This is a genomic window from Streptomyces sp. NPDC091272 (assembly GCF_044757485.1).
Classification (GTDB): Bacteria; Actinomycetota; Actinomycetes; order Streptomycetales; family Streptomycetaceae; genus Streptomyces.
This window is the reverse complement of the sequence record NZ_JBIVVC010000001.1, coordinates 737475-757115: the sequence shown is the minus strand read 5'-3', so window position 1 is coordinate 757115 and position 19641 is coordinate 737475. Positions and strand designations below refer to the sequence as shown.

Sequence of the window (19641 nt, the reverse complement as noted above, 5' to 3'; positions counted from 1 at the left end):
GTCCGCCCGCTACTTCTTGTCGGCCCTTCCGCGCTCGTAACGGCCGACGCGGCGATATCCGGTGAGCTCGCCGTCCGGGTCCAGCTGGACCTCGTACGAAGCGAGCAGGCTCATGGTGTCGGGGACGCGCTCAAGTTCGAGCACCTCCACGCGCAACACCCAGCCGTCCTCGGTCTGTTCGAAGGAGGACACGGATTCCGCGGGCATGCCGGTGAGCTCGGAAATCTGCTCGCGGGCCGCGCGCAGGACCTGCATCGGTCCGGGCTTCTTCGGCGCGCGGGGCTCGCTCTCCGGCTCTTTTTCGGGCGGCTGTTCAGCCGCCTTCCTGGGCGCCCGCTTCGTTGCCTTCCTGGGCGCCCGTTTGGCCGCTTGCCTCGGCGCCCGTTCGGACGCCTGCTTCGGCTCTTGTTCCGCCTCTTGCGACTGTCGCTCTTCGCTCTGGTCGTCGTCGGCCGTGGACTGGGTTTTCTTCGAAGTGTTCTCTGATGTATTTGCCATGTCTGCCTCGGAGGTGCGGGTAACCGCGCATGTCTGGCGCAAACCCTCTGACGGCGCGAGTTGTTCGATTCCCGCTGGGGTACTCGTCGCGCCATGAAAACAACAGACAGCGGAGAGTTCCCGGAGGTCCGTACGCGCATTCCGGCGCGGCTTGACCGGCTGCCGTGGTCCCCCTGGCACTGGAGGATCATCATCGGGCTCGGCACGGTGTGGATCCTCGATGGCCTGGAAGTGACCATCGTCGGCAACATCGTGGTGCGGCTCGCCGAGGAAGGCAGCGGCATCGAGATCACGACGGCACAGGTGACCACCACCGCGGCCGCCCTCTACGTGGCGGGGGCGTGCGTCGGCGCCCTGTTCTTCGGCCGGCTCACCGATCTCTTCGGCCGCAAGAAACTCTTCATCATCACGCTCGCGGTCTATCTCGCCGCGACTGCGGCGACGGCGCTGGCCGAATCCGCCTGGTTCTTCTTCGTCTGCCGCTTCGTCACGGGATTCGGCATCGGCGGCGAGTACGCGGCCATCAACTCGGCCATCGACGAACTGATCCCGAGCAGGCTGCGCGGCCGCATCGACCTCATCATCAACGGTACGTTCTGGGCCGGCGCGGCCCTGGGTGCGCTGGCGTCCGTCGCACTCCTGGACACGGACCTGTTCCCCAAGGACGTCGGCTGGCGGCTGTCCTTCGCGATCGGCGTGGTGCTCGGCCTGGTGATCCTTCTCGTGCGCCGCCATGTCCCGGAGAGTCCGCGGTGGCTGATGGTGCACGGCCGGGAGGAGGAGGCGGACCGCATCGTCGGCGAGGTGGAACAGAAGGTCCACGACGAGACGGGCTCCCCGCTTCCCGAACCGGAGGAGGAGATCACCGTGAGGCAGCGGGGCTCGATCGGCTTCCTGGAGATCATCCGCACGGTGTTCTCGCAGTACCGCAAGCGGGCGATCCTCGGTCTCTCCCTCTTCGTCGGACAGGCCTTCCTCTACAACTCGATCACCTTCGGGTACGCGGTCATCCTGGACAAGTTCTTCGGCGTCGGTACGGGTTCGGCGGCGTACTACTTCGCGGTGATCGCGGTGGGCAATCTGCTCGGCCCCCTGGTGCTGGGCCACTTCTTCGACTCGGTCGGCCGCGTCCCGATGATCGCCGGGACGTACATCCTGTCCGGCGTCCTGCTCTTCGGCACGGCCATGCTGTTCCAGAACGGGATGCTGACGGCCACGACGATGACGGCGTGCTGGTGCGTGGTCCTCTTCTTCGCCTCGGCCGGGGCGAGTTCGGCGTACCTGACGGTGAGCGAGGTCTTCCCGCTGGAGACGCGCGCGATGTGCATCTCGTTCTTCTACGCGGTGGGTACGGCGCTGGGCGGCATCACCGGTCCGATCCTCTTCAACGGCCTGGTGAGCAGCGGCAAACCGGGCGACACGACACTGGCGTTCTGCATCGGGGCGGGGCTGATGGTGGCGGCGGGGGTGGTGGAGTCCTTCCTCGGCGTGAAGAGTGAACGCAAGAGTCTGGAGTCGATCGCACAACCCTTGAGCACGGTCCGCCCCTGACCCCTTCCTCCCAACGCGCGGCCCCGCGCGCGCCCCGCCCAGGGGGCGCCCCCTCCAGGGGCGCGGGGAACTGCGCGCCCGGCCACGACACACCCGCACGTCCTGCACCCACGCCCAGAGGGCACCTCCCAGGGGCGCGGGGAACTGCGCGACCAGCCACGACGTGCCCGCGCGAAGGAAACGCACCGGCAAGGGGGCACGCGAAAGGTTGCGCTCCGCGTGGGGGCCGCCCCCTTGCCCACCCGTCCCGCCCCCGGGGGGCGGCCCCGCTGCCCAAGGAGGCTGGGGGTAGGGGGAATGGGGCGGCCCCGCTGCCCAAGGAGGCTGGGGGTAGGGGGAATGGGGCGGCCCCGCTGCCCAAGAGGGCTGGGGTAGGGGGAATGGGGGCGGCCCCGCTGCCCAAGAGGGCTGGGGGATGGGACGGGAGGTGGGTCAGCGGGTCGTGGGGAGTTTTCTGCGGGCCGGGCCCAAGGGCCGGCCCCTGGTCAGGACGTCCGCCCAGGGATTCCGTTTTGCCTGGTCGAGGATCGCCTCCACATCCCCCAGCGACCACGTCCGCGCGTGCACCCCCGGGTCGTCCAACTGCTCCCAGGAGACCGGCACGGCCACCGGCGCCCCCGGGAGCGGGCGCGGCGACCACGGCGCGACGCCCGTCTGCGCGTACCCGTTGCGCTGGACGTCCAGGTAGACCCGGTTGCCCCTCCCCCGCTTGCGTACCGACGTCGTCAGCCTGGCGGGGTGCCGGGCGGCCACCACCTCCGCCACCTCCCTCGCGAAGCCCTTCGACTCCTCGAAGGTGGTGTGGCCGTTCAGCGGCACCACCACGTGCAGACCCTTCGACCCCGTCGCCATCGGTACGGACGGCAGGTTCAGCTCCCCGAGGACCTCCCCCAGCCGGCGCGCCGCCTCCCGTACCGCGCCGAAGTCGTCCTCCGGCGGGTCCAGGTCGAAGATCAGCCGGTCCGGCCACGGCAGCCGGGTCACCCTGGAGGCCCAGCGGTGCAGCGCCAGGCACGACTGGTCGGCGAGGAACACCAGGGTGGCGCTGTCCTCGCACACCACGTGCCGCACCGTGCCGCCCTCCCGGTCCAGCCGCACCCGCCGCACCCAGTCCGGGTAGCTGTCCGGAGTGTCCTTCTGGAGGAAGCGCGGGCCCCGCACCCCGTCCGGGTGCCGTTCCAGCATCAGCGGCCTGTCCCGCAGCTGCGGCAGCATGAACAGGGCGATGCGCCGGTAGTAACCCGCCAGATCGGCCTTGCTGAGGCCGAGGTCGGGGAAGAGCACCTTGTCCGGCCGGTGGACGGTCACGGTGTGCCGCCCGGCCCGCACCTCCAGCGCCCCGTCCGGGTCCGTGCCCTCGATGACGCGTCCGTTCACCGCACCACTGCCTTCTCCACCAGCAGCCGCGCCGCGGCCGCCACGGAATCGGCGTCGATCCCCGCGCCCTGCAACTGCTCGTCGGGAGAGGCGGATCCGGGCATGTTCGAGACGGCGAGACGGACCAGCCGCGGCACCGGCCGTCCGTCCGCGAACGCCTCGGCCACCGCGTCACCGATCCCGCCCTCGGCCCGGTGGTCCTCGACCGTCACCAGGGCGCCGGTCTCCTCGGCCGCCGCCCAGAGGGTCGGTGCGTCGACGGGCTTGACGGAGTACAGGTCGATCACCCGCACCTCGATGCCCTCGTCGGCCAGCAGGTCCGCCGCGCGCAGTGCCTCGGGCACGGTCGTCCCGGCGGCGACCAGCGTCAGCCGGTCCGCGTCCCCGCGCCGAAGCACCTTGCTGCCGCCGATCGGGAACTCCTCGTCGGGGCCGTAGATGACGTCCGCCTTGCCCCGCCCGGTCCGCAGGTAGCGGATGCCGTGGAGGTCGGCCATGGCGGCGACGAGCTTCGCGGTCTGGTTGGCGTCGCACGGGCACAGGACGGTGCTGCCGTGGATCGCCCGCATCATCGCCAGGTCTTCGAGGCCCATCTGGGAAGGGCCGTCCTGGCCGATGGCGACGCCCGCGTGCGAGCCGACGACGTTGAGGTCCGCCCGGCTGATCGCAGCCATCCGCAGGAAGTCGTGCGCCCGGGTGAGGAAGGCGGCGAACGTCGACACGTACGGTACGTGGCCGCGTGCCTGCATACCGACGCCCGCCGCGACGAGCAGCTGTTCGGCGATGTAGCACTCGAAGTACCGGTCGGCGTGGTCCTCGGCGAAGTACTCGGTGCGGGTCGAGTCGCCGACCTCCCCGTCCAGTGCGACGACGTCACCGCGCGCCGCGCCGAGCGCCGCGAGTGCCTTTCCGTACGCGTCGCGGGTCGCCACCTGGTCGCCGCCGTCGGCGGTGGCCCGGAACCTCGGCAGCGTCAGGTGTCCGCCGGTCGCGGCGTGCGGGGCGGGGGCCGCCTCGGCGGGCTTGTGCACGTCGACGTGCCGGGCACGCACCCCGCCCAGTTCGGCGATCGCCGCCGTCGCGTCGGACAGCGGCTTGCCGTGCATTCCCTCCTTGTCGGCGACGTCCGCGACACCCTTGCCCTTGACGGTGTTCGCGAGGATCGCGGTCGGCCGGCCGGCGGTCGAGCGGGCCTCGGCGTACGCCCGGTCGACCGCGTCCACGTCGTGTCCGTCGACCTCGACGGTGTGCCAGCCGAACGCCTGGAGACGACGGGCGTATGCGCCGAGGTCGTGGCCGTGCCGGGTCGGGCCGCGCTGGCCGAGCCGGTTGACGTCCACGACGAGGGTGAGGTTGTCGAGCTTCTCCGCGCCGGCGTGCTCGACGGCCTCCCAGACCGACCCCTCTGCCATCTCGCTGTCGCCGCTGATCACCCACACCCGGTACGGGTCGCGGTCGAGCCGCTTGCCGCAGAGCGCCATGCCGACGCCGACGGGCAGCCCCTGCCCGAGCGAGCCGGTCGCGACGTCCACCCACGGCAGCCGGGGCGTGGGGTGCCCTTCCAGGCGGCTGCCCCGGCTGCGGAAGGTCAGCAGTTCCTCGTCGCTGACGGCGCCGGCCGCCCGGTAGAGGGCGTAGAGGAGCGGTGAGGCGTGCCCCTTGGACAGGATGAGGTGGTCGTTGCCGGGGTGTTCGGGGCGGTCGAAGTCGTAGCGCAGGTGGTTCGCCAGGAGTACGGCGCCGAGTTCGGCGGCGGACATGGACGAGGTCGCGTGCCCGGACCCGGCGGCATCCGTGGCACGGACGGAGTCGACCCTCAACTGCTGTGCGAGATCGGTCAGTTCGTCGGTGGACAGGCCGTTGGTGGGCATGTTTCTCCTCTGGGTTCCCGGTCAGCGAATCCTGCGTCAGCTGGGTTCCTGGTCAGCGAATCCTGCGTCGGCGGTTCCCGCGCCCATGACGACGGTGCGGGAGCGGCCCACAATCGGCTCCGTTGCTCGTTCGCGCCCGTCCCGCGTGCCCTTCCCACGGTCGCCCAAACTCCGTGATCGGTGTGTTTCCGGGCGTCCTGCCGGGTTACCCGGTGGAACAGGCCCTGCTCGACCGGTTGTACGTGAATCAGTTCGGTCCCGACCATCGCGGCTTCTTGGACCTCTACCGCACCGAGGCGCTGCCCCAGGTTCAGGAGTTCTGAGATGAGACTGACCCAGGCCGCCCACCAGCCGTCGCCCGTCCGGCGTCCGGACCTGCGCACCAGAATCGTCCGACTGGTCGCCAGGGCAAGGTCCGTCGTCCTGTGGCGGCGGAACGCGTAGGACCGCCACCCCAGGAGCACGAGCGGCAGATTCGTACCGGGCGGCACGAGGCACCGGGCCGGCCTCCCCGGCTCCGGGCAGCCGCCGCGTGCTAGTCGCGCCCCACCACGGGCGCCTTCCCGGGCACCGGCGGCGCGCCGGGCACGGAGGTGACCGCCGAGGTCACCGCACCGGGCTCGACACCCGGGGCCACGTCCACCGCGCCCGCGCCCACGCCCGCGCCCTGTCGGGACCGGTCCGCCGCGCCCGCTCCCGGCCGGGACCGTGCCGCCTGTCGCAGCATCACGGCCGCGATCAGCAGCGCCGCCGCGACGATCAGCGCGGATGCCCACATCGGCACCACCAGCCCGAGCGCGAGTACCACCCCGCTCACCAGCGCGGCACCTCCGTACAGGCCCGCCGCACCGGCGCCCGCGTACAGCCGGGCCGGCCGGCGCTGCTCCCTCATCCGCTCGCGAAGCTCCTCCGCGACGGAGTCACGCACCACCCGCGCGATCTCCTGCGACAGGTCGAGGTTCGGCGTCGCGTCGGCAGCCCTTCCCAGGTTCGTACCCATGTTCGCACTCATGAGTTGCGCGTACCCGCCCGCACTCCCCGTACGCAGCACCCTTCTCCCACCAGCCCTCTGTCCATATATCAAGACCTATATCTCATGATGCAAAACACGGGCGTACCGTGAACCCATTCGCTGCCCACCACGCGTGAACGGGGTACCGCCATGCCGAAAGAGACCGCCGTCTACACCCACGGCCACCACGAGTCCGTCCTGCGCTCACACACCTGGCGGACCGCCGAGAACTCCGCCGCCTACCTCCTTCCGCACCTGCGCGCCGGGCAGCGCGTGCTGGACGTGGGCTGCGGCCCCGGCACCATCACGGCCGACCTGGCCGAGCTGGTGGGCCCGGAGGGTCACGTCACCGGCGGCGACCACGCGGCCGGCATCCTCGACCGCGCCCGCCGGACCGCGGCCGAACGCGGGCTGCGCAACGTCGAGTTCACCACCGCCGACGTGCACGCGCTCGCGTACCCCGACGACTCCTTCGACGTCGTCCACGCCCATCAGGTGCTCCAGCACGTGGGCGACCCGGTCGCCGCCCTGCGCGAGATGCGCCGGGTGTGCCGGCCGGGCGGCATCGTCGCGGCCCGCGACAGCGATTACGCGGCGATGGCCTGGTACCCGCAGCCGCCGCTGCTGGACGACTGGCTGGAGCTCTACCACCGGGTGGCCCGCGCGGGCGGCGGTGAGCCGGACGCGGGGCGCAGGCTGCGCTCCTGGGCGCTGCGGGCCGGCTTCGAGGAGGTCAACTCGTCCGCGGCGAGCTGGTGCTACGCCACCGCCGAGGACCGCTCCTGGTGGAGCGGCCTGTGGGCGGACCGCACCGTCGCGTCCTCGTACGCGGACCTGGCGGTGTCCGGCGGGCACGCGACCGCCGCGCAGCTGGCGGAGATCGCCGAGGCCTGGCGGGAGTGGGGCACCCATCGGGACGCGTGGTTCATGGTTCCGCACGGCGAGATCCTCTGCCGCGCCTGACCCGGCAGGGGGTGGGGCGGGCACGTCAGTCCCCGAACCGAGCACGTGCGCCCCGGAACGGATCACGCTCGCCCCGCCGCCCAACTACCCTCGGCCGTATGGAGATCCTGGGAACCACACTGCGCGTCTATCTGGACGACACCGCGGCACTGGACACCACGGCCGCCTTCTACGAGCGCATCACCGGTGTCCGCGCGCAACGCTTCGAGCGCGGCGGGGTCTCGGTCGCCGCCGTCGGCTGCTTCCTCGTGATGAGCGGTCCGCGCGAGGAGATCGACCTGTTGCGGAAGGTGACGGCGACGGTCGCGGTGAAGGACGTGGAGGAGGCCCACATCACGCTCACCGCCGCGGGCGCTCAAGTCGTCGCGGGCCCGGTGGCGACCCCGGCGGGCCGCAACCTGATCGTCCTGCACCCGGACGGTTCCGTCTTCGAGTACGTGGACATGGGCGGGCCCACCCCGAGCGGATGAGGGGCCAGGGGCGAGCGTCCGCACCGCCTACCCGAAGTCGTGGGCGTCCGGCGCCGGTTCGTCGGTCTACCCGAAGTCGCGGGCTTCCGGCGCTGGTTCGTCGGTCTACCCGAAGTCGCGGGCTTCCGGCGCTGGTTCGTCGGTCTACCCGAAGTCGTGGGCGTCCGGCGCCGGTTCGTCGGTGATGCTCGCCCACACCTCGTCGGGCGCCGTCGGGCCCCCGCGCAGATCGGCCACCTCGAAGCACTCGTCGAACACGGCGCGGGCCGCTTCCCGGTCCCCCTCGGCGGCGAGCAGCCGCGCCTCGACGAGGCGGAACCGGCCGGTGGCCCGGGTGGCGGGCCGCAGCCCCTCCCAGACGGTACGGGCCTGGGCCGGCCGGCCGGCGGCGAGCAGCGCCTCGATGGCCTCGCGGCCGAGCGCCGCGCTGGCCGCCGTCCACTGCTCGCCCTCGCGACGCTCCTCGCAGAGGTCTGCGAAGGCCTCCGCGTACAGGTCGGCGGCCCGCTCCCGCTGTCCGGCCTCGCGGTCCGCGAAGGCCAGGCAGCGGAGCAGCGGCCAGCGGGAGGGGGCCAGTTGCAGACCGCGCTCCCAGCTGCGGACCGCCTGGGCGAGGTCGCCCGCGTGCCACTGGGCGACACCGAGGTGGTACTCGGTGAGGGGTTCGGCGGGGGCGGTCTCCAGCATGTCGCGCCAGTGCGGGGCGACCAGCGAGGGGCCCGGTGGGACGACCTTGCGGGGCGTGGGCAGCGAGCCGCCCCGGAACAACTCCAGCCAGGGTTCCTGCTGTTCGGTCAGTGTCGACTCGGGGAAGGGCGTGCCCGGCAGCTTGAAGCCGCCGCGCAGCACTTCCAGCGCGCCCCAGCCCGACCCGGTGGCCAGGGTCTCGCCCGGTTCGAGGTCGGCGTGTGCGCGCCACGCGGTGTACGCGGCGTCGACGGCGGCCCGGGGCAGCGCCTCCTCAAGGGCCCGCTCGGCCACCGCGCGCGCGGCGCCCCAGTCGTCTCCGTGCACGGCACGCGCGTCCGCAGTCAGCGGCCCGTACGCCTCCAGCCAGCTGAACTCGGCCTCCGGTTCGAGCGGGACGTGCTCCTGCTGGATGCGGGCGAGTCCGGCCTGGATCTCGGCGTGGCCGGGCGTGCCCGGCTCGGTCAGCCACTCCTGCCGGCGGCGGCCGTCCGCCCCCGAGCCCCAGAGGAACAGTTTGCGTCCGCCCAGCAGGTCGGTGGAGGTCTGCACGAGGCCCGCACCGGTCGCGTCCAGGGCGGCTATCCACTTCCGCTCCTGTTCGGGCACGTCGTAGGAGTAGTGGGCGGAGAGTTCGCCGCGGGCCGGATAGGTGCGGTCGGCGCCCTCGGAGCGCGGGACGGGGACGCGGGCCGGGGGCTTCCCGTCCCCGGAGCACCAGGCCGCGTCGGCGGGGGCGAGGATCCGGGTGCCCTCGTTCTCCTCGACGGTGGTGTGGGACCACCAGTGGACGGGCACGGTCCGCTCGTGCGGGTTGCGGACACGGACGCCCACGTACAGGAAGTCGGAGTCGGCGGGCAGCCACAGGTCCAGCTGGAACGGCAGGTCGCGCAGCCGTTCCCACTCCCACAGACGGAGCATCTCGCCGCCGTCCGGGGCGGGCACGACGGCCGCGTGCAGCGGGGCGAAGGAGAGGGCGGCGCGACCGGTCGCGCCGGTGTTCCACTCGATGCCGCCGGAGAACCAGGCGCCGCCCAGGCCGAGGTCGACCGGCTGGAGGACCGGGTTGCGGTAGACGAGTTCGCGGCCGGTGGGCTTGTGGTGGAGGGAGTGGATCCGGCCACCGAGACCGGGCAGCACGGTCACCCGCAGCCGGTCGTTCTCGATCACGACGGTGTCGATCTCGGTCTCGGCGCGCTCGCGTCCGAAGCCGTCCAGCGCCCGTACGGGAAGGTGCGTGCGCAGTGGTCCGTACCCCGTCCGACCTGCCGTGTCACGCGGCAGCCCCTGCCTGGCCCGGTCCTGCGGCCCGGGCACCCGGCCGAGCGGGCGCAGACCGGGCAGCGGGTTCTCGGGGCCCAGCGGGGCGGCGGGCAGGGTCAGAGCGGCACGTCGCACCGTCGTGGCCAAAACAACCTCACTCGTTCGGTGGCACGGTCAGGCGCAGCTCCGCACGCGCGCCTCGTCCCCGTCTCTCCACGTGCCTATCCGAACACGGGCAGTACCGGCCTGACCAGGGGTTCCGCCGGTCAGAATTGAGCAAAGGCACCCATCGCCCGCGCCTGCCAGGTCTCCAAGTATCCAAGTCTCCAAATCTCCGGGCCTCCGGGCCTCCGGGCCTCCGGGCACGGGAAGCTCAGTCATGCGGCCCGGCTTCTTCGCCCCGCTCCCCTTCGGGCAACCGGACTCGGGGCCTGAACTCCGGCGCCGTGAGCGCCCAGCGTTCGTGGTCGCGCCAGGCTCCGGCCAGGAAGAGGAAGTTCGGTGAGTAGCCCTCGTAGCGGAAGTGCGCCCGGCGGATGAGCGCGAGCGAGGCCGCGTTGCCCGGTTGGACGTTGGCCTCCAGCCGGTGCAGGCCGAGCCGGCCGAAGGCGTGCCGCAGGACCAGGTCGAGGGCCTCGCCGAGCAGGCCGCGGCCCGCGGTGTGGGCGAACGCGCCGTAGCCGAGGGTGCCGTTCTGGAAGGCGCCCTCGACGATGTTGTTGATGTTGACGAAGCCCGCGATGCGCTCGTCCGCGCGGGTGCAGACCAGGAAGCCCGCCCGGTCCGGGTCGCCGATCAGGGTGCCCGCGTACCTGCGGAACACCTCCGGGCTGTCCGGCGGGGCGAGCCATGGTCCGTGCAGCTCGCGGCTCTCGCGGACCCGGGCGGTGAACTCGTCGGCGTCGCTGTGGCGGAACGGCCTGATGCCGACCCGGGGGCCCGTTGCGAGGTATCGGGAGGAGGCGGCGGCAGGCTCGGACATCCGGCCAGGTTACGTCCGGCGGGACGGTACTACGGGCACTTCTCCCCCGTCCCGGTCGCGCCGTACGGGTGCGGCACGGGGCGTGCGGGGGGACTTCGGCCCCGAACCTGCCTGGTGGCGGTGCGTCACACGAGCGCGGGTGCGTCCAGCGTCAGCGTCCCGGCGTCGGCGTCCAGCACCGCCGGAACTCCCAGCGGCACGGTCAGCGCGGGCACCGAGTGGCCGAAGCCCAGCTGTTCCAGCACCGGTACGCCCAGGGTGCCCAGCCGGTCGAGCAGCACCGGCCGGACCTCGCTCCCGTACGGACCGCAGTCCTCCCAGGACCCCAGGGCGACCCCCGCAAGGCCGTCCAGCAGCCCGGAGCGCAGCAGTTGGGTGAGCATCCGGTCCAGCCGGTACGCCTCCTCGCCGATGTCCTCGACGAGGAGGATGCCGCCGTGTGCCGAGGGCCGGGTGTGCGGACCGGCGAGGTCGGCGGCGAGCAGGCAGAGGCAGCCGCCGAACGTGATGCCGTGGGTCCGGCCAGGCACCATGGTGCGGGCGGTGGGCGGGGCCAGGGTGCGTACGGTCTCCGGGGCGAAGAGGGTCGCGCGCAGCGAGTCCTGGGTGGGGCCGTCCTTGAGGAAGGCGGCGGTGGCGGTCATCGGACCGTGCAGGGTGGCGACGCCCATGCGGACCGCGAAGGCCTCGTGCAGGGCGGTGATGTCGCTGTAGCCGACGAACACCTTGGGGCGGCCGTACGCGGCGGTGGCGGCGCGCATCGCCGTCCAGTCGACGAGGTCGATCATGCGGTGGACCCCGTATCCGCCGCGCGCGCACAGCACGGCGGCGACCGACGGGTCGCACCAGGCGGCGGTCAGGTCGCGGGCCCGCGCCGCGTCGTCGCCCGCCAGGTAGCCGAACTCCGCGTGCCTGTCGAGGACATGGGGCATGACCACCGGGTCCAGGCCCCAGCCGCGCAGGACGTCGACCCCCCGCGCCAGCCGCTCCTCGGGGACCGGCCCGCTCGGTGCCACGATCGCGACGCGCGCGCCGGGGCGCAGCCGGGCGGGGCGGGAGAGTTCCGCGAGGGCGGCGGGCCTTCGGGTCAACTGCCGAGCTCCAGTCGCGGCACGTCGGCGCGGTCGATGCCGAACACCTGTGTGTACAGGGAGAGTTCCGCCTCCAGGGCGCGTTCCAGGGTGTCCGCCCTGCGGAAGCCGTGCCCCTCCCCCTCGAACGCGAGATACGCGTGCGGTATGCCGCGCCCCGCGAACAGGGCGAGGAAGCGTTCGGCCTGGACCGGCGGACAGACCGGGTCGTCGAGGCCCTGGAGCAGCAGGAAGGGGGCGGTGACGCGGTCGGCGTGTGCGGCGGGCGAGCGCTCCGCGTAGGTCTCCTGACAGGTGGCGAGCGGCCCGACCAGCGATTCCAGGTAGCGGGACTCCAGGTCGTGGGTCTCGTCCGCGAAGGCGAGGAGGTCGAGGACGGGGTACTTGAGGGTGCCGCACGCGTAGACGTCCGTGCAGGCGAGCGAGGCCGCCGCGGTGAACCCGCCCGCGCTGCCGCCCCGGATCGCGAGCCTGCGCGGGTCCGCGGTGCCCTCGTCGGCGAGGGCCAGCGCGACGGCGGCACAGTCCTCGACGTCCACGACGCCCCACTGACCGCGCAGCCGGTTGCGGTACTCGCGCCCGTAGCCCGTGGAGCCGCCGTAGTTGACCTCGGCCACGCCGATCCCGCGCGAGGTGAAGTAGGCGATCTCCAGGTCGAGCACGAGGGGCGCGTGCCCGGTCGGGCCGCCGTGCGCCCACACCACGTACGGCGGGAGCTCTTCGGCGGGCGCGATCCGTCCCGGGTGGTGCGGCGGGTAGATGTGGGCGTGGACGTCGCGGCCGCCGGGCCCGGTGAAGGTGCGGATCTGGGGCTCGGGGTAGCAGGCGGGGTCGACCGGGTCGTCGTGCGGGGAGCCGATGACCCGGGCCCGGCCGGTGGCGGTGGAGAGTTCCACGACCTCGTAGCCGCTGCGCGGACTGGCCGCCACTCCGACGACGCGGTCGCCGCACGCGGCCAGCGTCGCCGACCAGGCGGTCCACGGCCCCGCCGTGTCGACGAGTTCACCGGTCTCGGGGTCGAGTATGCCGAGCGCGGTGGCGCCCTTGCCGTGGATGACGGCGATCAGCCCGCTGTCCAGGGGGTGGAACCAGCGCTGCCCGATCAGCCAGATCGGTCCGCCGAACTCCTCCTCACGGCCCAGGCACAGCGCCCCACTGATGCGGCGTCCGTCGCGCCGCAGCCGGTAGAGCTCCCACCAGCCACCCCGGTCGGAGACGAACAGCAGCGTGCCGTCCCGGTCCCACTCGACCTGGCAGACGGACTCGTCCTCGCCGCCCGCCAGGCGTCGCACACCGGAGAACGCCCCCGGCGCCGCGGGGATCTCGGCCACCAGCACCTCGGTGCCGTCCCAGGGCATCCTGGGGTGGTCCCAGCCGATCCAGGCGGCCTGTGTCCCGTCGGGCGAGATCCGGGGCCCGGTGACGAAACGGTGCGCGCCGTCGCTCAGTTCCCGTACCCGGCCGCGGTCCTCGGCTGCGGACCCGTCCAGCGGGACGGCCGCGATCACCCGGCGCACGTCGGTGGGTGACTCGCCGAGCGACTCCTCCAGTACGCACCACACCTCACCGTCGTGGATCACCGGGTCGACCCAGCGCAGCCCGCCGCCGACGGCCGAGCGTGGGGTCAGCGGGCGGGGGCCCGCCCCGGCGTCCGCTGCGTCCGGGGCGTAGGCGTACAGCCGTTGGTCGGCGAAGTTCACGAACACCACGAGCGGGCCGTCCGCCTCCCGCGCGGTCCCCGCCCAGGGCTGCCCGCCGTACTCGACGAACCGGCTGCGGACGTCCCACGGCGCGGGCAGCACCGACTGCTCCGCGCCGTCCGTCCGCAGCCGCACCAGGGCCCGCCGGCCGCCCTCGTCGGGGCGCGGCGCGGTCCACCACACCTCGTCACCGACCATGCCGACGAACTGCGGGGCGCCGTCGTGCGAGGCGGCGAGCGCCGCGTCGATCGGCGACGGCCAGCTTCCGTAAGGCCCCGTGGGCACCATTGCTGTCAACTCCCCCAGTGGGATCGGGCGCCGTGTGGTTCGGGCGCGCGGTCAGGCGTTACGAAGGTAATGGTCCAGGACGCGCACCCCGAAGTGCAGTGCTTCGACCGGTACCCGTTCGTCGACCCCGTGGAACAGCGCCTGGTAGTCGAACCCGGCGGGCAGCTTCAGCGGCGAGAAGCCGTATCCGGTGATGCCGAGCCGGGCGAACTGCTTGGCGTCCGTACCGCCCGACATGCAGTACGGCACCACATGCGCCTCGGGTGCGAACTTGACGACTGCCTGCGCGAGTTGGCGGTACGTCGGCGAGTCGACCGGGGCCTGGATCGCGGGCGAGCGGTGGTGGAACTCCCAGTCGACGTGCTCACCCGTGAGCATGTCCAGTGTCCGGCCGAACTCCTCCTCGCCACCGGGCAGAAACCGTCCGTCGATGTAGGCGGTGGCGCTGCCCGGAATGACGTTGACCTTGTAACCGGCCTCCAGCATGGTCGGGTTCGCACTGTTTCGTACGGTTGCCTCGGCGAGGGACGCGGCCGGTCCGAGCCTGTCCAGCAGGGCGTCCACGTCGAAGCCGGGGTCGTCCGGGCCCGGGGACTCCAGCTCGTGCAGCGCGGCCAGTTCACGCAGGCAGGCCCGGACCGTGGGGGTGAGGCGGACCGGCCACTCGTGCTCGCCGATCCGGGCGACGGCCGCCGCCAGCCGGCTGACCGCGTTCTGCCCGTTGACCTTGGAGCCGTGCCCCGCGGTGCCACGGCCGGTGAGCTTGAGCCAGCCCGTACCGCGCTCACCGGCGGCGACGGGATAGATCTCCATCCCTGGCCCGGCATGGAAGGTGTACGCGCCGGACTCGCTGATGCCCTCGGTGCAGCCCTCGAAGAGATCCGCGTGCCGGTCGACGAGGAAGTCCGCGCCGTCCTGCGCACTGGCCTCCTCGTCCGCGGTGTAGGCGATCACGATGTCCCGGCGCGGGCGCACTCCCGCGCGCGCCCAGGCCCGTACGACGGACAGCACCATCGCGTCCATGTTCTTCATGTCGACGGCGCCGCGCCCCCACACCACACCGTCCCGCACCTCGCCGGAGAACGGGTGCACGGACCAGTCGGCAGGCTCGGCGGGGACGACGTCGAGATGGCCGTGCACCAGGAGCGCGTCGGCGCCGGGGTCGGTCCCGGCGATCCGGGCCACGACGTTGGTCCGACCGGGCGTGCGCTCCAGCATCCGTACGTCGAGGCCGGTCGCGGCGAGCCGCTCGGCGACGTACTCGGCGGCCGGCCGCTCGCGGCAGTCACCGCCGCCCCGGTTGGTGGTGTCGATGCGGATGAGGTCGGAGGTGAAGGTCACCACCTCGTCGAACGAGGCCTCGTCGATCGCGCGGTCACCCATACTGCTCCTCCACGGCGGACGAGACGATCGTGGTGACCGCCTTGAAGGTACGAATGCCCTCATACATTGTCGGGCTGGTGTAGGAGACACGCCGCTCACCGGTTCGGGCGACCCCCGGGACCACCGTGGCGACGTCGGAGAGGTGGGCCGCGTCGAACTCCAGCTCCACCGTGAACTCGCCGCCCCGCACCGGCTCGTGCCGTACGGCCAGCGCCGTGGCCTGCTCGGCCGCGGCCCGGATGTCGGCGGCGGTCCTGGTGGGGGTCCGGCACACGGCGGCGTAGCGCGAGACGTGGTCCTTGACGGCGACCTTGCGGGCGCGCGGCGCGTACCCGTCCGCGTCCTGGCAGGTCAGGTCGTCGCCGGTGACGAGCACGACGGGGACCCCGTACTCGGCGACGACGTGCGCGTTGAGCAGTCCCTCGCTGGCTCGGCTGCCGTTCAGCCACACGCCGGTGATCGAGTTGGCGAGGTAGGTGTGCGCGAGGACACCCTCGGTGCCCGCGCCGGTGTGGTAGCCGACGAAGGCGATCCCGTCGACGTCCCCGTGCTGGACCCCCTCGACCATGCTGAGCGACTTGTGCCGGCCGGTGAGCATCTCCGCGCGCTCGTCGAGCCGTTCGAGCAACAGGTTGCGCATGGTCCAGTGCGCCTCGTTGATGAGGACCTCGTCCGCGCCGCCGTCGAAGAAGCCGAGGACGGCCGCGTTCACGTCGGAGGTGAACATCGACCGGCAGCGCTCCCACTGCGGGGTGCCGGGCAGCACGTCGGCGGGCCAGGTGACCCCGGTCGCGCCCTCCATGTCGGCGCTGATGAGGATCTTCATCCAGTCCCACCCTTCACTTCCGTACGTCTGCCCTCGGCGCCGGACAGACGTCGCGCCCACCGTACTGAAGTCGGCGACGGCTCTCGGAGGAGGCTCGCGGTCAGCCCGTGCGCCCGACCACCAGCCACTGGGAGGGCAGCTCCACCCGGGTGCCGTCCACGAGGTACTCGGTCGTCGTCAACGGCATGTCCCCGCTCGCCAGCACGTCGAGTCCCGCCGCCAGGAAGAGTTCCGGCACCTGCGCGTCGGGCATCACCGCCGGGCCGATCCCGTGCGTCAGGACCGCCCGGAGCTTGGGCGGCGGCCCGTCCGGGTGGCGGGCCAGCTCGCGCAGGATGCGCCCGGCGTCCGCGGCGGGCTCGACGACGAAGGCCCGTCCCCGCTCCCCCACCAGCGTGGCCACGGCGGCGGCCACCAGCCTCCGGTCCTCGGGCTCGCACTGGTGCAGCACGCTGCGCAAATACACCTGGGCATCCCCCAGCTCCCGGTGCAGCCGCCGTACCGCGGCGGGTTCGGTGGCGTCGGCGACGGTGAACCGCACCTGTCCGTCCGGATCGCTGCGGCGGGCCCGCGCAATGGCGGCGGGTGCCAGGTCCAGGCCCGTCACCCGGGGAAACCGGTCGGCGAGGAAGAGCGTCTGGGTGCCGTTGCCGCAACCCAGGTCGACGACCGGGAGGGCCGTCTCCGACAGGTGCGGCTCGAACAGGGCGAGGTGGATGCCCGCGGTGAGCGCGGGCTCGGCGTCCCAGAGGACCGCACCCACCCGGTCGGGCGCCTCCTGCCAGAACCCTTCCCAGGCTTCCTTGTAACGGCTCGTCACGCTCATGATCAGCTCCCGGGGTGCGGTGGGCCAAACGGTGAAGATCCGCTCCACCGTCCCTCCCGGGCGGGCGCACTACAAGGTGTCTACATGCATCTTCGTCGGCCGTTCGAGCTGCGCCGACGGCCGTGCACGCCGCGCACGCGCCGTGCGCGCTGGGGTTGACAACGGGGAAGGGGCAGCTCCCGCCGGGACCTGCCCCTTCGCCGCTGCGCGTCGATTCCCTTGCCCGGCAGGGGACTTCGGCCGTCGGCCGGGCGGGGAAGCGCGCGGACGCCCTCAGTCCTCGTGGCCGAGCTGGAGGTCGCGTTCGGTGCGCCCGCCGCCCGCCACCTGGAGGACGGTGGCCACCGGCGGGTATCCGGCGGCGATCACCGTGTACTCGCCCGACGACAGGTCGACGAAGCGGAACGTGCCGTCCGAGCCGGTGGTGAGGGTGTCCACCACGTTGCCCGCCGCGTCCAGCAGGGTCACCCGGGCGTCCTCCACCGGCCGCCCGCCGGTGGCCCGTACGGTGCCGCGCAGTACCGCCCCGCCCGCCAGCTCGACGTCCTGCCGGGTCTCCCGCGAGGCCTGCACGCTGACCGGCAGCGCGGCGGGCCGGAAGGCGGGCGCGCTCGCGGCCAGGGTGTACTCCCCGGCGACCAGCTCCGAGATGACGTAGCTGCCCTCGCGTCCGGTGCGCGTGGAGGCGACGACCTCGCCGCGTACGTCGGTGAGCGTGACGGCCGCGTCACGGACCGGCGTGCCGTCCGCCGTGAGCACGGAGCCGGCGAGCCGGCCGGCGCCGCCCAGGACCACGTCAAGCTCGACCGGCCGTTCCCCCACGGTGACGGTGACGGCCTGCGGCTGGTGCCCGCCCGCCGCGGCGATCAGTACGTACGACCCGGGCCCGCGCACGCTCAGTGCGTAGCGGCCGTCGGAGCCGCTGGCGCCCCGGCCGACCTGCCGGCCCCCGACGTCGATGAGGGTGAGGGCGGCGCTGGGCACGGTGGAGCCGTCGTGGTGCTGGACGGTGCCGCAGACCGGCACACCGCCCGACTGCTGCCCGGGGACCGGTGCGTGGGGCGCGGGGTGGGAGTGGTTCCCGGGCTCGGCGGCCACGGCGGCGGTGGTGGGGGCGGCTGCTGCGGCGGGGGCGTTGTGCGCGGACACCAGTGGTTTCTCCTTCAGGAAGCAGGCGATGAGCAGGCCGAGCACGAGCACCGGCACGAGGTAAAGGAAGATGCGCGGCATCGCCGCGGCATACGCCTCGATGTAGGCGTCGCGCAGCAACGGCGGCATCGAGTGCACCAGTTGCGGGGTGATGGAAGAGGGGTCGGGCAGGTCGACGCCGGCCGGCAGCGAGTCGGCGAGCGCGTCGACGAGGCGGCCCGCGAAGAGGGTGCCGAAGATCGCGGCGCCGACCGAACCGCCCATCTGCCGGAAGTAGTTGTTGGCGCTGGTGGCGGTGCCGAGGTCGCCGGGCTGTACGGAGTTCTGCACGGCCAGCACGAGCACCGGCATGATCAGCCCGATCCCGATGCCCAGCACGGCCATCCACAGGCTGTACTCCAGCTGCGTGGTGTCCGTCTCCAGCCGCGACAGCAGCCACATTCCGGCGGCGGACAGCGCGCTGCCGACGATCGGGTAGATCCGGTAGTGGCCGGTCTTGCTGATGAGCTGCCCCGAGACGATCGAGGCGACGACGACGCCACCCATCATCGGGAGCATCAGCAGCCCGGACTCGGTGGCGGTGGCCCCGTCGACCATCTGGAGGAAGGTCGGCAGATAGCTGGCGGCGCCGAAGAGCGCGATGCCGACCACGGCGCCGACGAGTCCGGTGATGTTGAAGATCGAGTCGCGGAAAAGCCGCAGCGGGATGATCGGCTCCGCCGCGTGGTGCTCGACGACGAGGAACAGCAGAGACGTTCCGGCGGCTCCGGCGGCGAGCCCCAGGATCACCCGCGAGTCCCACTCGTACTCCGTGCCGCCCCAACTCGTCAGCAGCACCAGGCAGGTGGACGCGGCGGCGAGCAGGACGGCGCCCATGATGTCCAGGCGTGGCCGCACGGTGGGCTTGGGCAGCTTCAGCACGACGGCGACGACGGCGAGGGTGACCAGGCCGAACGGCACGTTGATGTAGAAGCACCAGCGCCAGGAGGCGTGGTCGGTGAAGAAGCCGCCGATCAGCGGCCCCGCCACGGACGCGAGCCCGAAGGCCGCGCCGATGAGCCCCATGAACCGGCCGCGCCTGCGCGGCGGCACGATGTCCGCGATGATCGCCTGCACGCCGATCATCAGACCGCCCGCGCCGGCTCCCTGGATCGCCCGGAAGGCGATCAGCTGGTCCATGGTCCGGGACCAGCCGGCCAGGGCGGAGCCGATGATGAACACGACGATGGCGAAGAGGAAGACGCCCTTGCGGCCGAAGAGGTCACCGAGCTTGCCGTAGATCGGCAGCCCGATGGTCGAGGTCAGCAGGTAGGCGGTGATCGCCCAGGACATCCGGTCCAGGCCCTGGAGATCGCCGACGATCTTCGGCAGCGCGGTGGCGACGATCATCTGCTCCAGCGCGGCGAGCAGCAGCGCGAGCATCAGCCCGCAGAACACGAGCCGGATCTGACGGGGCGTGAACTCCCCTGCGGCCGGGCCCGGTTCGTCACCCGGTCCTGGCGCGCGGTCGAGCCGTTCCACCTGCTCGATGTCGAAAACGTCCTGCCCGGCCGAGGGCGGGGCGGAACGCGTCGCGTCCCGCTCGTCCTTCACCAGAGTGATGCCACCCACGTGTCTGCTCCCCTCGTCGCGCCTGTCGTCACGCCTGCGCCGCCCATTTGTCGCATTCAGCAACAAGGCGGAGCAAGCGCGACGATTGACGCG

Annotated in this window: 15 protein-coding genes and 1 pseudogene; 4 read left to right on the top strand and 12 right to left on the bottom strand. The window is 72.5% G+C overall.

Features of this window, described 5'->3' with window-relative positions; all coding sequences use genetic code 11:
• Positions 1–9: 9 nt before the first annotated feature.
• Positions 10–285, bottom strand: a pseudogene (locus ACIQM4_RS03070) (gas vesicle protein); the annotation flags it as partial.
• 306 nt (positions 286–591) lie between these two features.
• Here ACIQM4_RS03070 and ACIQM4_RS03065 point away from each other — a divergent pair.
• Entirely contained in the window at positions 592–2049 is a 1458-nt protein-coding gene (locus ACIQM4_RS03065) for an MFS transporter (RefSeq protein ID WP_401585141.1), read from the top strand.
• Between the two features lie 432 nt (positions 2050–2481).
• Here the strand turns inward: ACIQM4_RS03065 and ligD are convergent, their stop codons facing one another.
• Both ligD and ACIQM4_RS03055 read right to left on the bottom strand, forming a co-directional pair.
• Positions 2482–3426, bottom strand: a complete 945-nt coding sequence (ligD, locus tag ACIQM4_RS03060; protein ID WP_401585139.1) for a non-homologous end-joining DNA ligase — start codon at positions 3424–3426, stop codon at positions 2482–2484.
• Positions 3423–5282 (bottom strand): transketolase, encoded by a 1860-nt coding sequence (locus ACIQM4_RS03055; protein WP_401586075.1) that lies wholly within the window; start codon positions 5280–5282, stop codon positions 3423–3425. Before ACIQM4_RS03055 ends, ligD begins: the two co-directional genes overlap by 4 nt.
• Before the next feature lie 188 nt (positions 5283–5470).
• Between ACIQM4_RS03055 and ACIQM4_RS03050 the strand changes: the two genes are divergently transcribed.
• Positions 5471–5620 (top strand): hypothetical protein, encoded by a 150-nt coding sequence (locus ACIQM4_RS03050; protein ID WP_401585136.1) that lies wholly within the window; start codon positions 5471–5473, stop codon positions 5618–5620.
• 212 nt (positions 5621–5832) lie between these two features.
• On the opposite strand, the gene ACIQM4_RS03045 is transcribed toward ACIQM4_RS03050, so the two are convergent.
• A complete protein-coding gene (locus tag ACIQM4_RS03045) occupies positions 5833–6309 on the bottom strand; it encodes a phage holin family protein (RefSeq protein ID WP_401585133.1) in 477 nt (158 codons plus the stop codon).
• A 150-nt stretch (positions 6310–6459) separates the two neighbouring features.
• Here ACIQM4_RS03045 and ACIQM4_RS03040 point away from each other — a divergent pair, with 150 nt between their 5' ends.
• The gene (locus ACIQM4_RS03040; RefSeq protein WP_401585130.1) at positions 6460–7272 is read left to right on the top strand and encodes a class I SAM-dependent methyltransferase; all 813 of its coding nucleotides are present in this window, start codon (positions 6460–6462) and stop codon (positions 7270–7272) included.
• Between the two features lie 98 nt (positions 7273–7370).
• Positions 7371–7742 (top strand): VOC family protein, encoded by a 372-nt coding sequence (locus ACIQM4_RS03035; RefSeq protein ID WP_401585127.1) that lies wholly within the window; start codon positions 7371–7373, stop codon positions 7740–7742.
• Between the two features lie 144 nt (positions 7743–7886).
• Here ACIQM4_RS03035 and ACIQM4_RS03030 read toward each other — a convergent pair whose 3' ends face one another.
• The 8 genes from ACIQM4_RS03030 to ACIQM4_RS02995 all read right to left on the bottom strand — a co-directional run bounded on the left by ACIQM4_RS03030 (position 7887) and on the right by ACIQM4_RS02995 (position 19458).
• Positions 7887–9839 carry a DUF5107 domain-containing protein gene (locus tag ACIQM4_RS03030; protein ID WP_401585124.1) on the bottom strand — a complete coding sequence of 651 codons (1953 nt, stop codon included), beginning with the start codon at positions 9837–9839 and terminating at the stop codon, positions 7887–7889.
• Positions 9840–10065: 226 nt separating this feature from the next.
• Entirely contained in the window at positions 10066–10674 is a 609-nt protein-coding gene (locus ACIQM4_RS03025; RefSeq protein WP_401585122.1) for a GNAT family N-acetyltransferase, read from the bottom strand.
• 125 nt (positions 10675–10799) lie between these two features.
• Complete coding sequence (locus ACIQM4_RS03020; RefSeq protein WP_401585120.1) at positions 10800–11765, bottom strand: LD-carboxypeptidase; 966 nt, start codon at positions 11763–11765, stop codon at positions 10800–10802.
• The gene (locus ACIQM4_RS03015; protein ID WP_401585117.1) at positions 11762–13753 is read right to left on the bottom strand and encodes a prolyl oligopeptidase family serine peptidase; all 1992 of its coding nucleotides are present in this window, start codon (positions 13751–13753) and stop codon (positions 11762–11764) included. The genes ACIQM4_RS03020 and ACIQM4_RS03015 overlap by 4 nt, the downstream gene beginning before the upstream one ends.
• Positions 13754–13804: 51 nt before the next feature.
• On the bottom strand, positions 13805–15136 hold the full coding sequence (locus ACIQM4_RS03010) for a M20/M25/M40 family metallo-hydrolase (protein WP_401585114.1): 1332 nt from the start codon (positions 15134–15136) through the stop codon (positions 13805–13807).
• Complete coding sequence (locus ACIQM4_RS03005; RefSeq protein ID WP_401585111.1) at positions 15129–15962, bottom strand: M55 family metallopeptidase; 834 nt, start codon at positions 15960–15962, stop codon at positions 15129–15131. Before ACIQM4_RS03005 ends, ACIQM4_RS03010 begins: the two co-directional genes overlap by 8 nt.
• A 100-nt stretch (positions 15963–16062) precedes the next feature.
• The gene (locus tag ACIQM4_RS03000; protein ID WP_401585108.1) at positions 16063–16788 is read right to left on the bottom strand and encodes a class I SAM-dependent methyltransferase; all 726 of its coding nucleotides are present in this window, start codon (positions 16786–16788) and stop codon (positions 16063–16065) included.
• A 273-nt stretch (positions 16789–17061) separates the two neighbouring features.
• Positions 17062–19458 carry an MFS transporter gene (locus tag ACIQM4_RS02995; protein WP_401586073.1) on the bottom strand — a complete coding sequence of 799 codons (2397 nt, stop codon included), beginning with the start codon at positions 19456–19458 and terminating at the stop codon, positions 17062–17064.
• Positions 19459–19641 lie beyond the last annotated feature (183 nt).

Excerpts from the sequence above, each read along its gene's own strand:
- ACIQM4_RS03035 (WP_401585127.1), top strand. The coding sequence starts at position 7,371 with ATGGAGATCCTGGGAACCACACTGCGCGTCTATCTGGACGACACCGCG.
- ACIQM4_RS03010 (WP_401585114.1), bottom strand. The coding sequence starts at position 15,136 with ATGGGTGACCGCGCGATCGACGAGGCCTCGTTCGACGAGGTGGTGACC.
- ACIQM4_RS03040 (WP_401585130.1), top strand. The coding sequence starts at position 6,460 with ATGCCGAAAGAGACCGCCGTCTACACCCACGGCCACCACGAGTCCGTC.
- ACIQM4_RS03000 (WP_401585108.1), bottom strand. The coding sequence starts at position 16,788 with ATGAGCGTGACGAGCCGTTACAAGGAAGCCTGGGAAGGGTTCTGGCAG.
- ACIQM4_RS03065 (WP_401585141.1), top strand. The coding sequence starts at position 592 with ATGAAAACAACAGACAGCGGAGAGTTCCCGGAGGTCCGTACGCGCATT.
- ACIQM4_RS03015 (WP_401585117.1), bottom strand. The coding sequence starts at position 13,753 with ATGGTGCCCACGGGGCCTTACGGAAGCTGGCCGTCGCCGATCGACGCG.
- ACIQM4_RS03045 (WP_401585133.1), bottom strand. The coding sequence starts at position 6,309 with ATGAGTGCGAACATGGGTACGAACCTGGGAAGGGCTGCCGACGCGACG.
- ACIQM4_RS03005 (WP_401585111.1), bottom strand. The coding sequence starts at position 15,962 with ATGAAGATCCTCATCAGCGCCGACATGGAGGGCGCGACCGGGGTCACC.
- ACIQM4_RS03025 (WP_401585122.1), bottom strand. The coding sequence starts at position 10,674 with ATGTCCGAGCCTGCCGCCGCCTCCTCCCGATACCTCGCAACGGGCCCC.